The following is a 12,644-nucleotide window of genomic DNA, read 5'->3' as shown; positions in this document are numbered from 1 at the left end:
ATGGGAGATCAACGTCCCGGGCCGGATGAGCCCGGGACGTCCAGCGGGAAGGACCGGGTTATTTCTTCAGGTCGCTGAGGTTCCAGCACGCGGTCTGGCTGTCAGCGTTCTCCTTGGTGATCGGAATCAGGGTGGTGTACTCGGAGCCCTTGACCGAACCGGCCTTGGCGCCCGACGACAGCAGCCATTTGATGGTGCCGGCCATCTGCGCGGCCTGGGTCGGCACGTCGTAGCTCAAATTGAGGTCGAACGCGCCGGACTTCACCAGTTCGCACGCGCCCTTGCGCTCGCCGCCGCCGGAGGTGGCAACGAACACCTTGCCGGTCAGTCCGGCTTCCTTCACCGCGGCCGCGGTGCCGATGTCCATGCCGTCCCAGAAGCCGACGATGCCGCAGAGATCGGGATTCTGCTTCAGCACGGTCTGGGTGATCGCCTTGGCTTTTGCGGCATCCCAGTCGGCGGCCTGGCTCGAGACCACCTTGATCTCCGGATGCTTGGCGAGCACGTTCTCGACGCCCTTGAGCGTGTAGGCGCTGGCGGCCGCCGAAAGTGCGCCCTGCACGATGGCGATCTTGTTCGACTTGCCCTGGCAGGCCTTGACTACGGCCTCGGTGTCCTTCTCGCCGATCTCGATCCAGTTGGCGCCGACGAAGGCCGAGGAGCGATAGGCCGATCCCATGTTGATCTGGATGACGTAGATGCCTTCGTTCTCGGCGCGCTGCAGCAGCTTGGCGTAGGTCTGCACGTCCGGATTGTGGATCACCATCACGGCCGGCTTTTCCGAGATCAGCGAGGTCACCGCCTGCGCGCCGGCATTGGTGTTCCAGTTGGGATCGCGGATCTCGAACTTGACGCCGAGGGGCTCGAGTTCCTTCTTCATGCCGGCGTACCAGCCTTCGGTGAGGTCGAAGTTCATGGCGACCGGAACGTAGGCCACCGTCTTGCCGGCAAGGGCCTCCTTGAACGGTTTCTGGAACGGCTCGTCGAGGCCCTGCTGGGCCAGAGCCGGGGCGGCGATGGCCGCGAGCCCGAGCGCTGCGGCGATCACCTTGGCAGTCCTGACAGCGTACTTCATTGCTTCCTCCTTGGTCGTGATTGATCGTTCTTTGACTTGGTTCAGATGTCGCCCTGCTGTGCCGTTTCTTCGTTGCGCGGATTCAGGAATGAGTCCGTGATGACGGCGAGCAGCAGGACGACGCCCTTGACGAGGTTCTGGCCGGCGTAGGAGATGTCCATGATGGTCATGCCGTTCAGCATGGTGCCGATCAGCAGCGTTCCGATGATGACGTTGAGCACGCCGCCACGGCCGCCCGACAGGCCGATGCCGCCGAGCACGACGACGAGAATGACGTCGTAGATCAGGGTCGAATTGAAGACGCGGGTCGGCATCGAATTCACGGACGCCGCCATCACCAGGCCCGCAAAGCAGCCGATCAGCGCCGCGACGACATATTGCAGCACGATGATCGGCCGCGAGGGGATGCCGGTGACGCGGGCCGCATAGGGATTGTCGCCGATCGCGTAGATGTAGGCGCCCCAGCGCGTCTGGCGCAGCAGGAAGGCGACCACCACGCAGGCGATCGCAAACATCACGATCGAGGTCGGGATGCCGGCGATGGTGCCTTGTCCGAGCCGCTCGAATCCCTTCATGCCGTCGCTCCACTGCACGACGTCGAGCTGAAACAGCGCGGCCTGTCCGAGGCCGGCGAGCAGCAGGCCGGTCGCCAGCGTCGCAAACAGCGAAGGAACCTCGGCGTAGGCGATCAGCCAGCCATTGACCAGGCCGAACGCGATCGTGAGCAGCACGGCGGTCGCAAGCGAAGCCGGCAGCGAGTGGCCGTTCTGCACCATCTGCAGCACGAGGCCGGGTGGGACCGCGAGCGCTGCGATCAGCGAGATGTCGATGCCGCGCCCGATCACGACCAGCGCCATTGCAAGTCCGAGGATGCCGAGCACCGCGACGTTCTGCAGCAGCGTCAGCATGTTCTCCGGTGTGAGAAAGCCGCGCAGGAAAATCGAGAACGCCAGGAACAGCACGGCGAATACGGCGAAGACGATCTCCTGTTGATTGAACCGCAGTCGCTTCATTGCCTCGTCCTTCCTGCTTCTATGGCTGCGCCGTCGGCCTGGATCTCGTGCGGGGCCCGGTCGCGACGCGGCCGGGCCGCGTCCTGCGGGCGACCGCGGCATCGACGAAGGCGCTGACGGCGTTGATGTAGGCCTCGATCGAGGTGCCGCGCCTGCGGTACTTCGCGCGCTTGACGTACCAGTCCTGCAGCAGCGGCTTGATCAGCGAAGCCGTCAGCGCGACCTGGTCGATGGCGAACACCCCGCTGGCGACGCCCTGCTTCAGGACGTCGGCGATGATCTTCTCGGTCATCACCTCCATTTCGATGGCGCGCTGGCGTTCCGCGGGCGGAAATGACTTTGCTTCCATGAAGGAGAACACGAACCAGGGCTGCATCGCCTCGCTCATGCGAACGTGGGTGGCGATGATCCAGTGCAAATGCTTGCGCGCATCCTGCTTCACGCTGGCGGGCGGTGCGGTAAGGACCTCGGCGGCGGTTTCGGCGACCTCGCTGAGGATCATCGACAGCAGCGTCGGCTTGCTGTCGAAATAGGTATAGAGGCCGCCCATGCTGAGGCCGGACGCCTCTGCGAGTTGGCGCAGCGTGGTGGCGTGAAAGCCGTGCTTGTTGGAAAGCGTGAGCGTGGCGCCGATGATGCGCGTGAGGTTCGGAACGGCGAGATGCGGCTTCTGGACCCGGATGGAATCCCGATGGCGTTCGAGAATGCGTGCGCAAAGCACGTCCATCGCAAACGCATTAGTCCCCGGCGGCTGACGCGCGAGACCCAAATTGCCTCCCTGGCTATGTCCCCGGACCATTTCATTTTGTTGCCGGTCCAGGCCGGGCTTTGCGCCCTTGCCTAAGTCCTAGCCCACGAACCGGCGTCCGGAAAAGGGGGGCGATCGAATTTTCTGAGAGAGCGCTCGCTCGTTTTTCGCCTGCGCCGCGTCTCGTGCCCGGTGCCGCTCCGGCGCGGTCGGGAACTTTTCGCGCTGAAAGGTCAGCACAAATTCCGGCACTCCACCCCAACAAGTTGCCGGTTAGACGGCCGTCACATTCCAGATATAAAGAACGCAGGCTCGCTGGCCGGTAGGCCGACCCGCACAGACATGCTGGCCGAATTTCACCCATCCACGGTCAACTTTGGGCCGAAGCAAGGTTATGACGGCAGTTGGATCACATGGTGCACGCGCGGGCGCTCCGGGAGCCTCCGCAACGTCGCGGTATCTGTTCGGGATTTGTGCCGCGCTCCTGATCGGCGGCATCTGCGCGGTTGCCGCCCAGCAGCGCGATACCGTCGCGGCATCCGCAGCGATCGAATTCAACATCCCCGCCCAGCAGCTTGCGAGCGCGCTGCAGGCTTATGGCGAACGAACCGGCGTTCAGGTGCTCTATGAGAGCAATTCTGCGACGGGCCGGAAGTCGACGTCGGTCGAAGGCAGACTGACGCCCGAGGATGCCTTGAATATGCTGCTGACCGGAACCGACCTCAAGGTCCAGTACATTCGTCCGGATGCCATCACGCTTGCTTCGCGCGGCGCCCGCGCCGACCATCCGCCGGCGAGCCCGCTTGCGACCGCGGATCTGTCGCTCGGCACGATGCAGGTGCGGGCGACCAGCGACGGCAACGGCAGCGGCGCGCTGCGCGACTACAGCGAGAGCCTGCAGCTCGACCTGCAAAAGGCGTTGCAGAAGAATATCGGGTCGCGCGGCGGCAGTTATCAGCTCGTCGTCGATCTGTGGATCGATCCCTCGCGCACGATCCAGCGAACCCAGCTGCTGCGCTCGACCGGCGACCAGAACCGCGATGCGGCCGTGACCGCCGCGCTGCAAGGATTGACCGTCAGCCGGACGACGCCCGCGAATGCGTCGCAGCCGGTGCGGATCGCGATCCGGGTGAAATCGTTCCAATGAGTGCCAGCGACAGCAGCGGGACGGATGGCGCGCGCGACTTGAGGCCGATGACGCTGCGATTTCGTCCCGAAGATCCGAGCGCATGGACCTCGGGCGAGGTGCTGCGCCTGCTTCTGGTGCCGGCCATTGCGGCCCTGCTGTTCGTCGGGGGAATCTACTGGATCCGCCTGCTGCCGCCGGCCGGATCGGCAAGCCGGGAGCAGAGCTCGATCGTCCAGGTTCGGTTGCTGCCGAGCCCATCGCCTGCGCCGATTCCGGTTGCGCCCGCGTCGGAGCCGCAAACCGCGACGCTCGCGAGCCGGACCGAGGCGTCGCTGGAGAGCTCCGATCCGCCGCTCGACAATCTGACGGCGGCCCCGGCGCGGGAGCCGATGCCGGCGGAGCCGACCGTGCCGAGCCTGCGTCCGACGCCGTCGTCCGCCGACACGCCGCCGGACAGTGTTGCCGCCAAGTTTCAGCAGACCCTATTCCGACACGTGGCGCGCTATCGGCGCTATCCGAGCGCGGCGCGGCCGGGGCGGTTGCATGGAACGGTCGAGACGTTGTTTTCGATGCAACGCGATGGCTCCGTCGTTGACGTCTGGGTCAAGACCAGTTCGGGGCAGGCCGTGCTCGACAAGGCCGCGGTGGACGCGATCCGCCGTGCGCAGCCGCTGCCATCGATTCCGTGGGGATTGCCCGATCGGCTCAACATCCAGATTTGGCTCGAATTCGATCCGTCTTGATCAGGCCGTCCAATCTTCATCGGGCGCTGCTATCGGCCCCGAGATGTGACCCTGGGGCCGCGCATTCCGTGTCGTTCGGTGTCGACTTGTTGCCGTCATAAATGTGTTGTGCGCGGCCGTTACGAGATGGGCCAAGCTTCAAGAACAATTCAATCTGGATATCGGGCTGGTGTCTAGGAGGCCGCGAAACGTGGCTGAAATCAATCGAGTGCGGCTGCGGGGCCAGCTTGCAGATAACTACGACGGGCTGGTCAAGAAATTGACCCGCCGTCTGGGGTCGTCGGACTTCGCCTATGAAGCCCTGCACGAGACGTTCCTGCGGCTGGAGCGGGTCACTGACGCCGTGCCGATCCGCAGCCCCGCCGACTATATCTTCCGTATCGCGATCAACATCGCCAGGGATCGCCAGAAGGCGCAGAATCTCCGCGTCAGCGCGACTGAAATCGATTCGTTGCTCGACGTCAGCGACGACGGACCGAGCCCGGCGCGAATCGTCGAGGCGCGCTCCGATATCGATGCTTTCAAGCGTGCGTTGGCCAAATTGCCGGAGCGGCCGCGCGATGTGCTTTATCGTATTACGATCGAGGGACAGACGCCGAGCGATGTGGCGACCTGCCTCGGGGTCAGCGTACGAACGGTGGAAAGCGATTTGAAGTTGGCTCTGAGCCATTGTGCCGATTGCCTCGATTATACTCTCATCCGTCGTCTCGGCGGTCCTCGTCCCCGTTCGTGACCGAATTCGCCGCGGCCGCGACGCGCGCCGTCACGCGCAGCGGCCGTCGAAATTTGTTGCAGGAATTATTTCCAACAATTGCAGGCGCTTGACCTGAAATCAGGGGTCACAGGCTGCAGGATTTTCAACCTCCGTTCTGCGGGATAGCGGGCCTTCCGTCGTCTATAGGGTAGAAGCGATCTCATGAGGACCGTTTGGGTGCCTAGGAAAGGTTCGCTGGAAGTGTTGAGCCGCCTGAAAACACGTTCAGACCTGATCGGCCCGGCATGCCATCATCGCGCCGCCTCCCGGCGTGCGATGCGGCGCAAGCTGCGATTGCCGGTTGTTTCTGCTTGCGTTGTGCGCAACGGCCGATTGCAGTGCCCTGCTGCCGTCGGAATCGTCTATATAGCGACCTTCGCTATGTGCTCGACGCGATCGGGAGATTGAGGTTGGCGAGCAGGGTGATGAGCAATCCGTCGTGACCGAGCCGACGCGCACTTCCGGGCCCGATCCGTTGCTGGATGAGGCGCTTGACTGGGTTGTTCGGCTGAAAGCCGGCGCGCCGACGCGCGCCGACGTCGACGCGTTGCAACGCTGGCGCGCGCAAAGTCCCGACCACGAGGATGCCTTCAAGGCGGCTGCCCGGCTGCTGCGCAGCGCCAGCGCCGCGGCAAAGGAACTCGCCGATGAGCGGGCCGCCGCAGCCCCCGTGGTGGTGTTGCCGCCCCGGCCATCACGCTTCTTGACGCGCCGCATCCTGCTCGGCGGCGCGATCGCGGCCGCCGCCGGCTATATGATGATCCGCCCGCCACTCGACATGTGGCCGTCGATCGACGAACTCTCGGCCGACTACCGGACCGGAAAGGGGGAGCAGCGCAAGGTGATGCTGGCGCCCGACATATCGGTCGAATTGAATACCCAGACCAGCCTGGCGCTGCGGCCCACGCCGAACGAAACGCGGGTCGAGTTGATTTCGGGCGAGGCTTCAGTGGTCGCCCGACGGTCGTCGTCGACGCCGCTGGTGATGCTGGCGCGCGACGGGCGCATCAGCGCGCTGCAGGCCGATTTCAACGCGCGCTGCCTCGATGGCGTCGTTTCGGTGACATGCCTCGACGGTATCGTCACCGTCGAGCAGGACGGCCGCTCGGTGCAGCTTCGCAAGGCCGAACAGGTGACCTACTCGCGCGCCGGTTTGCAGGCATCGCTTCCGGTCGACGCCAAGCAGGTTGCGGCCTGGCAGACCGGATTGCTGATCTTCCGCGACCGGCCGCTGGCGAGCGTCGTCGACGAAGTGAACCGGTATCGCGCCGGAAAGATCATCATTACCAGCGCGGAACTGAAACGCCGGCTCGTCAACGGCACGTTTCAGGTCGATAAGCTCGACAATTTCGTCGCACAGGTCGAGCAACTGTTTGGCGCGCGGATCACATCGCTGCCCGGCGGCGTGGTGTTGATGAGCTGACTAAAGTCGAACGAATCGCCGCCGCGCCGCTCGATTTCCTAACAAACCAAAAATTTCTTTTGCGCCGCCGCAGATTCTTTTGCGGGTTTGCATTCGCCCAAACGTCTTCTGAGTAAGGCGTCGTCATCGCGGCCTTCCTGTCGCGATGGCGCGCGTCTGCGCGAACTAAGTGGGACGTCTGTGCGTAGTCGAAGAGATCATCGGGATACTGGGCATCGTCAGCGATGTCGGATCGGGTTGCGTGTGTCTGCTGCGGCACTCGCCGTGGTTGGCTCTGTAGCGGCCGTCGTTCCGGCGCGCGCGGCGAAGGAAGCAGCGAAAGATGCGGCGACGGCCGCAGCGCCGGCGGGCAAGCAGCCGGCGCAAGCGAACGCACCGGCGCAAAAGTCGTCGGCGCCGCTGCAGCGCTTCGACATCGACGACTTTGCCGTGCAGGGCGCCGACAAGCTGCCGCAGATTGAGATCGAGGAGGCGATCTATCCCTTCCTCGGTCCGAACAAGACCTCGGATGACGTCGAGAAGGCGCGGGCCGCGCTGGAGAAGGCATATCACGACAAGGGCTTCCAGACCGTCAGCGTCGCCGTCCCGCAGCAGAACGTGACGGGCGGCGTGGTCACCCTCAAGGTGACCGAGCTGAAGGTCGGGCGTTTGCGGGTGAAGAACTCGCGTTATTTCGATCTCGACCGGATCAAGGATAGCGCGCCTTCCCTGAAGGAAGGCACCGTTCCCAATTTCACCGATGTCACCAAGGACATCGTGTCGCTCAACCAGTGGCCGGATCGCCGCGTGACGCCAGCGCTGCGCGCTGGCGTCGCGCCGGGCACCGTCGACGTCGACCTCAATGTCGAGGACAAGGCGCCGTTCCACGCCAGCCTCGAAGCCAACAACCGGCAATCGCCGTCCACCACGGCGAGCCGCGTCTCCGCCACCGTGCATTACGACAATCTATGGCAGCTCGGGCATTCCCTGAGCTTCACCTATCAGGTCGCGCCGGAACGCCCGAGCGACGCCGAGGTGTTCTCCGGCTCGTACATGGCTCGGATACCGAACGCCGATTGGCTCAGTTTGCTGTTCTACAGCGTCAAGTCGAACAGCAATGTTGCGTCGATCGGCGGCACCAATGTGGTCGGCCCCGGCACGATCATCGGCGAGCGCGCCGTGATCACGCTGCCGACGCGCGAGGGTCTGTTCCATACGCTGTCGGTCGGCATGGACTACAAGCATTTCGACCAGACCGTGAAGCTCGGCACCGACGGCTTCTCGTCGCCCGTCACTTACTATCCCGTCGTCGCGACCTATGGGGCGACGTTCCAGGAAGAGAAGTTCACGACGCAGTTCAACGCCGGCGTCACCTACAACATCCGGACGCTGAGCAGCCCGTGGGACGAGTTCGACGCGAAGCGCTTCAAGGCCTCGCCGAGCTTCACCCACCTCAACCTCGACGTCTCGCATACCCAGGAGCTGCCGGAAGGCTTCCAGCTCTACGGCAAGGTGCAGGGACAGATTGCCGACGGTCCGTTGGTCTCGAGCGAGCAGTTCAGCCTCGGCGGTCTCGATACCGTTCGCGGCTATCTCGAATCCGAGGTGCTCGGTGACAACGGCGCGGTCGCCAATTTCGAGCTGCGCACGCCCAATGTCGGCAGCATGTTGCAAGGCGAGCTCAAGAGCGAAACCGGCGACGGCAAGCCGCGCTTCATCACCTTCAACGATTGGCGCTTCTTCACGTTCTTCGATGCCGGATACGCGTCGATCCAGCAGCCGCTGCCTGATCAGCAATCGTCATTCGTCGCATGGAGCTACGGCCTCGGCACGCGATTCAAGACGTTCGAATATTTCAACGGCATGGTCGCGCTTTCGGTGCCTGGGGTCGCTCAACAATACACGCACGCAAACAGTCCGCGCGTGAACTTCCGAATCTGGGGTGAATTCTGATGGGGATGGGTCTTACTCTCGAGCGGGGCACGCGCCGGCCGGCGCTGCGCCGAGGCATTGCAAACGCTGCGACGGCATTGTTGTTCGGGCTCGTCGCCCTGGTGGCGTCGCTCGCGCCGGCGAATGCATGGTGGAACGACGAATGGTCGATGCGCAAGAAGATCACGGTCGACGTCAGCGCGACCGGGGCCAATGTCACCGATCCGATCGGCTCGGCGCCGGTGCTGGTGCGGTTGCATGTCGGAAACTTCCGGTTCAGCGCGGCGAAGGACGACGGCAGCGATCTGCGGTTCGTCGCCGGTGACGACAAGACGCCGCTGAAGCATCACATCGAGAAGTTCGACTCCCTGCTTGGCGAAGGCCTGGTCTGGGTCGCGGTGCCGAACATCGCGCCGGGCGCGCGGACCGATATCTGGCTCTATTACGGCAACAAGAAAGCCCTCGCGACCAGCGATCCCAAGGGCGCCTACGATCCGGATACGCTCGCGGTCTACCACTTCAACGAGCGCGGCACGCCGGCGATCGATTCCTCGGTGTGGGCCAACAACGCCCAAAGCGTCGGTCAGCCGGCGGACGGTTCGCTGATCGGGACCGGCTTGCGGCTCGACGGCCGTACGCCGCTAACCATGCCGGCCTCACCGTCGCTGGCGTCGCCGGATGGTGCCACGCTGACCTGGTCGGCCTGGATCAAGCCGGCTGCCTTGCAGCCCAACGCCGCGCTGTTCAGCCGGCGTGACGGCGCCAATGCACTGGTGGTCGGTGTCGACAATGGCAGCCCGTTTGTCGAGGTCACCAATGCCGGCTCCGTGCAGCGTTCGACCGCCGGAGCACCGGTGACGGCCGGCAGCTGGCACCATGTCGCTGTCGTCGCGGCAAACGGCCAGGTCACGCTCTATCTCGACGGCGTATCCTACGCCGCGCTCAGCGCGAGCCTGCCGGCCCTCAATACCGTTGGCCTGATCGGAGGAGACTCGTCGACCTCCAGCGCTTCTCCGATCGCGCCTGCGACGGCCCCGTCCGCAGCAACACCGTCAGTGCCCCCTGATGCGTCGGCTGCGGGCGGTGGCGCCGCGCCCGCAGCGACGCCGGATGCGGCGGCGACGCCTGCTCCTGCGCCTGCTGCAGCCGCGATGGCCGGCTTCGTCGGCGACATCGACGAACTGCAGATCAGCAAGGTCGCGCGCCCCGCCGGACTCATCAAGGTGATGGCGATCGGGCAGGGTCCCGACCAGGCCAAGCTGATGGCATTCAGCGTCGATGAGGAGACCGCAAGCTGGCTGTCCGGCTACTTCGCGGTGATCCTGAAGTCGGTGACGCTCGATGGCTGGGTGGTGATCGGCATTCTGCTGATCATGGCCGCGGTCAGCTGGGTCGTGATGTTCGACAGGGCCTCGTATCTCAGCAAGCAGGCCAAGGCGAACGCTCAGTTCTTGAAGGGATTCCGCGAGATCGCCGCCGATCTCACCATGCTGGATCGCGGCGATGCCGACGACATCTCGACGCTGGGCGGACGTCTCACTGAGGCCGACGCCAAGATGATGCGCTCGTCCTCGCTCTACCGCATCTATCACATCGGCGCCGCGGAAATCCGCCATCGCTTCAACAACTCGCCGCGCGCTCCGGTGCTGTCGGCGGTCTCGATCGCGGCGATCCGCGCCGCGCTCGATAGCGGCGTCGTCAAGGAGATGCAGCGGCTCAATCGCCTCATGGTGGTGCTGACGATCGCGATCTCCGGCGGACCGTTCCTCGGCCTGCTCGGCACCGTGGTCGGCGTCATGATCACCTTCGCGGCGATCGCGGCGAGTGGCGACGTCAACGTCAACGCGATCGCGCCCGGCATCGCGGCGGCGCTGGTGGCGACCGTCGCCGGTCTCGGCGTCGCGATCCCGGCGCTGTTCGGCTACAACTACCTGATCTCCCGGATCAAGGACCTGACCAACGACATTCAGGTCTTCGTCGACGAGTTCGTGACCAAGATGGCGGAATTCTATTCCGCCGACCGGCCGGATCCGATCGAACATCGCGTCGCCGCGGAGTAATTGCGATGCAGATCCAGGCCGATTCAAAACCCTATGACGACATCAACATCACGCCGATGTTGGACCTCGCCTACGTGCTGCTGGTGATCTTCATCATCATGACGACGGCGACCGTGCAGGGACAGAAGGTCAATCTGCCGAAGGCTTCGGCAGCGCCCAGTCTTGCGACCCAGACCACCAAGGCGATCACGGTCGCCAATGACGGCAAGATCTTCCTCGACACGATACCGGTCACGCTGCCCGAGCTCGAGCAGCGGCTGGTGCAGCAGAAGGCCCTGACGCCCGAATTCCCCGTGGTGCTGCGCGGCGACGCGCAGGCGCAGTACCAGAGCGTGATGGACGTGTTCGACCTGCTCAGCCGCATCGGCCTGAGCCAGGTCGGGCTCGCCACCAAGCCGCTCGTGAAGTGAGCCAGCCGGAAGTGACGCCATGATCACGCAGCCAGCACCTTTCCCACTTACGGAGCGCAGGACGCTGCGGTCATGGCTGAGCGGCATGATGCGATCATTCGAGCACGGCTGCGGTGCCGCCGACGTCAACGCGTGCCGACCCCGCGCCTCAGGTGTCGATCCGCGTCGGTATTGGCGCGGAGCTCCCCGTGTTGCCGGTCGCCCCGGTAGGGCGCGAAGAGCCGCGCGGCGAGGTGGTGGCATTTCCGGTTCATGGCGAGGCCCTGCTGGTCAAGCTCGCGGATGTGCTGCGCCGGCACGTCGCAGGCCGCGAGCCCGCTGACAACCCGTTGCGGCTGACGATCTCGCGATGCCCGTGGGCCCGCCTGTCGATCGACGCGATGGCCTATGTCGACTATTTGAGCGAGGTTGAGACCTTTCACGCGGCGATCGAAGCAGGCCCCGACACCAAGGTCATCCTGAAGACGACGGACTTCGACGCGCTTGCCAGCTTCGTGATGCAATACGTCAATGACAGGCTGCTCGACCGCGCCTCGGTGGAGGCCGCGCCATGAACGCGCCGATGCGGGACCGGAACGCGCGTGCCGCGCCGCCGGCCGACGATCACGATGTTGCCGTCGCGCCCGCAACAGTCGCGGCGCTGCCGAAGGCCGCCCGCAACACGGCCGCCCGAAAGGGCGAGCGCAGTGCACTGCTGCGTTACGGCGCGGTGGTGGCGGTAGTCGCGCTGTTCCTTGGCGGCGTCGCCTATTTCTTTCTCGGTCATGACGACCTGCCGCCGCCGCGTCAGGTGCGCGATCTCACCATCGTCAATGTGACGCTGCCGCCGCCACCTCCGCCTCCGCCGCCACAGCCGCAGCCCGAGCAGAAGATGATCGAGCAGCCCAAGATGGCGGAGCCCGAGTTCAAGGAAGAGAAGCCGGTCGACAAGCCAAAGGACGAGCCGGCCAAGGACGCCAAGAACGACGAGCCGCCCGGTCCGCTGTCGCTTGATGCCAAGCCGACCGGACCCGGCGATCTGTTCAATCTCGGCGGCAAGCCCGGCGGCAGCCCGTATGGCGGAGGCGGCGGAGGTGGCAGCCGCTGGGGTTGGTACACCACGATCATCACCTCGCAGGTCGAGGCGGCAATCCGCGCCAATCCGAAGACCCGCAACATGGCGACGCAGATCCAGGTGCGGCTGTGGGTGGATGGCTCCGGCCACGTCACCCGCGTCGTCCTCACGCCGTCATCAGGCAATCCGGAGATCGATGCCGCGCTTCGCAACGAGGTGATCGGCAGCCTGACGCTGCGCGAACCGCCGCCCAAGGACATGCCGATGCCGGTGGTCACGCGCGTCACCGCGCGACGGCCGAGCTGACGAGACCAACTGACGAAC

Annotated in this window: 12 protein-coding genes; 9 read left to right on the top strand and 3 right to left on the bottom strand. The window is 64.7% G+C overall.

What is annotated here, in order from left to right; all coding sequences use genetic code 11:
• Positions 1-58: 58 nt before the first annotated feature.
• The 3 genes from ACVISU_RS18465 to ACVISU_RS18455 are packed head-to-tail and all read right to left on the bottom strand — an operon-like array spanning position 59 to position 2,815.
• Complete coding sequence (locus ACVISU_RS18465; RefSeq protein ID WP_456707871.1) at positions 59-1,075, bottom strand: sugar ABC transporter substrate-binding protein; 1,017 nt, start codon at positions 1,073-1,075, stop codon at positions 59-61.
• 41 nt (positions 1,076-1,116) lie between these two features.
• Positions 1,117-2,088 carry an ABC transporter permease gene (locus tag ACVISU_RS18460; protein ID WP_456707870.1) on the bottom strand — a complete coding sequence of 324 codons (972 nt, stop codon included), beginning with the start codon at positions 2,086-2,088 and terminating at the stop codon, positions 1,117-1,119.
• A 19-nt stretch (positions 2,089-2,107) separates the two neighbouring features.
• Complete coding sequence (locus ACVISU_RS18455; protein WP_456707869.1) at positions 2,108-2,815, bottom strand: TetR/AcrR family transcriptional regulator; 708 nt, start codon at positions 2,813-2,815, stop codon at positions 2,108-2,110.
• 415 nt (positions 2,816-3,230) lie between these two features.
• Here ACVISU_RS18455 and ACVISU_RS18450 point away from each other — a divergent pair, with 415 nt between their 5' ends.
• The 9 genes from ACVISU_RS18450 to ACVISU_RS18410 all read left to right on the top strand — a co-directional run bounded on the left by ACVISU_RS18450 (position 3,231) and on the right by ACVISU_RS18410 (position 12,626).
• Positions 3,231-3,983, top strand: a complete 753-nt coding sequence (locus tag ACVISU_RS18450) for an STN domain-containing protein (RefSeq protein ID WP_456707868.1) — start codon at positions 3,231-3,233, stop codon at positions 3,981-3,983.
• Complete coding sequence (locus ACVISU_RS18445) at positions 3,980-4,708, top strand: energy transducer TonB (protein ID WP_063695490.1); 729 nt, start codon at positions 3,980-3,982, stop codon at positions 4,706-4,708. Before ACVISU_RS18450 ends, ACVISU_RS18445 begins: the two co-directional genes overlap by 4 nt.
• Before the next feature lie 190 nt (positions 4,709-4,898).
• The gene (locus ACVISU_RS18440; RefSeq protein ID WP_050406100.1) at positions 4,899-5,441 is read left to right on the top strand and encodes an RNA polymerase sigma factor; all 543 of its coding nucleotides are present in this window, start codon (positions 4,899-4,901) and stop codon (positions 5,439-5,441) included.
• Positions 5,442-5,901: 460 nt separating this feature from the next.
• Positions 5,902-6,885 (top strand): FecR family protein, encoded by a 984-nt coding sequence (locus ACVISU_RS18435; protein ID WP_456707867.1) that lies wholly within the window; start codon positions 5,902-5,904, stop codon positions 6,883-6,885.
• A 237-nt stretch (positions 6,886-7,122) separates the two neighbouring features.
• A complete protein-coding gene (locus tag ACVISU_RS18430; RefSeq protein WP_456707866.1) occupies positions 7,123-8,817 on the top strand; it encodes a ShlB/FhaC/HecB family hemolysin secretion/activation protein in 1,695 nt (564 codons plus the stop codon).
• Positions 8,817-10,856, top strand: coding sequence for a DUF2341 domain-containing protein (locus ACVISU_RS18425; protein ID WP_456707865.1), 2,040 nt, complete (start codon positions 8,817-8,819; stop codon positions 10,854-10,856). The genes ACVISU_RS18430 and ACVISU_RS18425 overlap by 1 nt, the downstream gene beginning before the upstream one ends.
• A gap of 5 nt (positions 10,857-10,861) precedes the next feature.
• On the top strand, positions 10,862-11,266 hold the full coding sequence (locus tag ACVISU_RS18420; RefSeq protein WP_024578845.1) for an ExbD/TolR family protein: 405 nt from the start codon (positions 10,862-10,864) through the stop codon (positions 11,264-11,266).
• Positions 11,267-11,418: 152 nt separating this feature from the next.
• Positions 11,419-11,820 carry a hypothetical protein gene (locus ACVISU_RS18415; RefSeq protein ID WP_456707864.1) on the top strand — a complete coding sequence of 134 codons (402 nt, stop codon included), beginning with the start codon at positions 11,419-11,421 and terminating at the stop codon, positions 11,818-11,820.
• Positions 11,817-12,626, top strand: a complete 810-nt coding sequence (locus tag ACVISU_RS18410; protein ID WP_456707863.1) for a TonB C-terminal domain-containing protein — start codon at positions 11,817-11,819, stop codon at positions 12,624-12,626. Before ACVISU_RS18415 ends, ACVISU_RS18410 begins: the two co-directional genes overlap by 4 nt.
• The last annotated feature ends 18 nt before the right edge of the window (positions 12,627-12,644 follow it).

Source organism: Bradyrhizobium sp. USDA 4452 (genome assembly GCF_054063575.1).
This window is presented reverse-complemented; position numbering and strand designations above follow the sequence as displayed.

What these genes read in the sequence shown, in the direction of transcription:
- ACVISU_RS18455 (WP_456707869.1), bottom strand. Translation starts at nt 2,815, where the DNA reads ATGGACGTGCTTTGCGCACGCATTCTCGAACGCCATCGGGATTCCATC.
- ACVISU_RS18445 (WP_063695490.1), top strand. Translation starts at nt 3,980, where the DNA reads ATGAGTGCCAGCGACAGCAGCGGGACGGATGGCGCGCGCGACTTGAGG.
- ACVISU_RS18420 (WP_024578845.1), top strand. Translation starts at nt 10,862, where the DNA reads ATGCAGATCCAGGCCGATTCAAAACCCTATGACGACATCAACATCACG.
- ACVISU_RS18460 (WP_456707870.1), bottom strand. Translation starts at nt 2,088, where the DNA reads ATGAAGCGACTGCGGTTCAATCAACAGGAGATCGTCTTCGCCGTATTC.
- ACVISU_RS18410 (WP_456707863.1), top strand. Translation starts at nt 11,817, where the DNA reads ATGAACGCGCCGATGCGGGACCGGAACGCGCGTGCCGCGCCGCCGGCC.
- ACVISU_RS18425 (WP_456707865.1), top strand. Translation starts at nt 8,817, where the DNA reads ATGGGGATGGGTCTTACTCTCGAGCGGGGCACGCGCCGGCCGGCGCTG.
- ACVISU_RS18465 (WP_456707871.1), bottom strand. Translation starts at nt 1,075, where the DNA reads ATGAAGTACGCTGTCAGGACTGCCAAGGTGATCGCCGCAGCGCTCGGG.
- ACVISU_RS18450 (WP_456707868.1), top strand. Translation starts at nt 3,231, where the DNA reads ATGACGGCAGTTGGATCACATGGTGCACGCGCGGGCGCTCCGGGAGCC.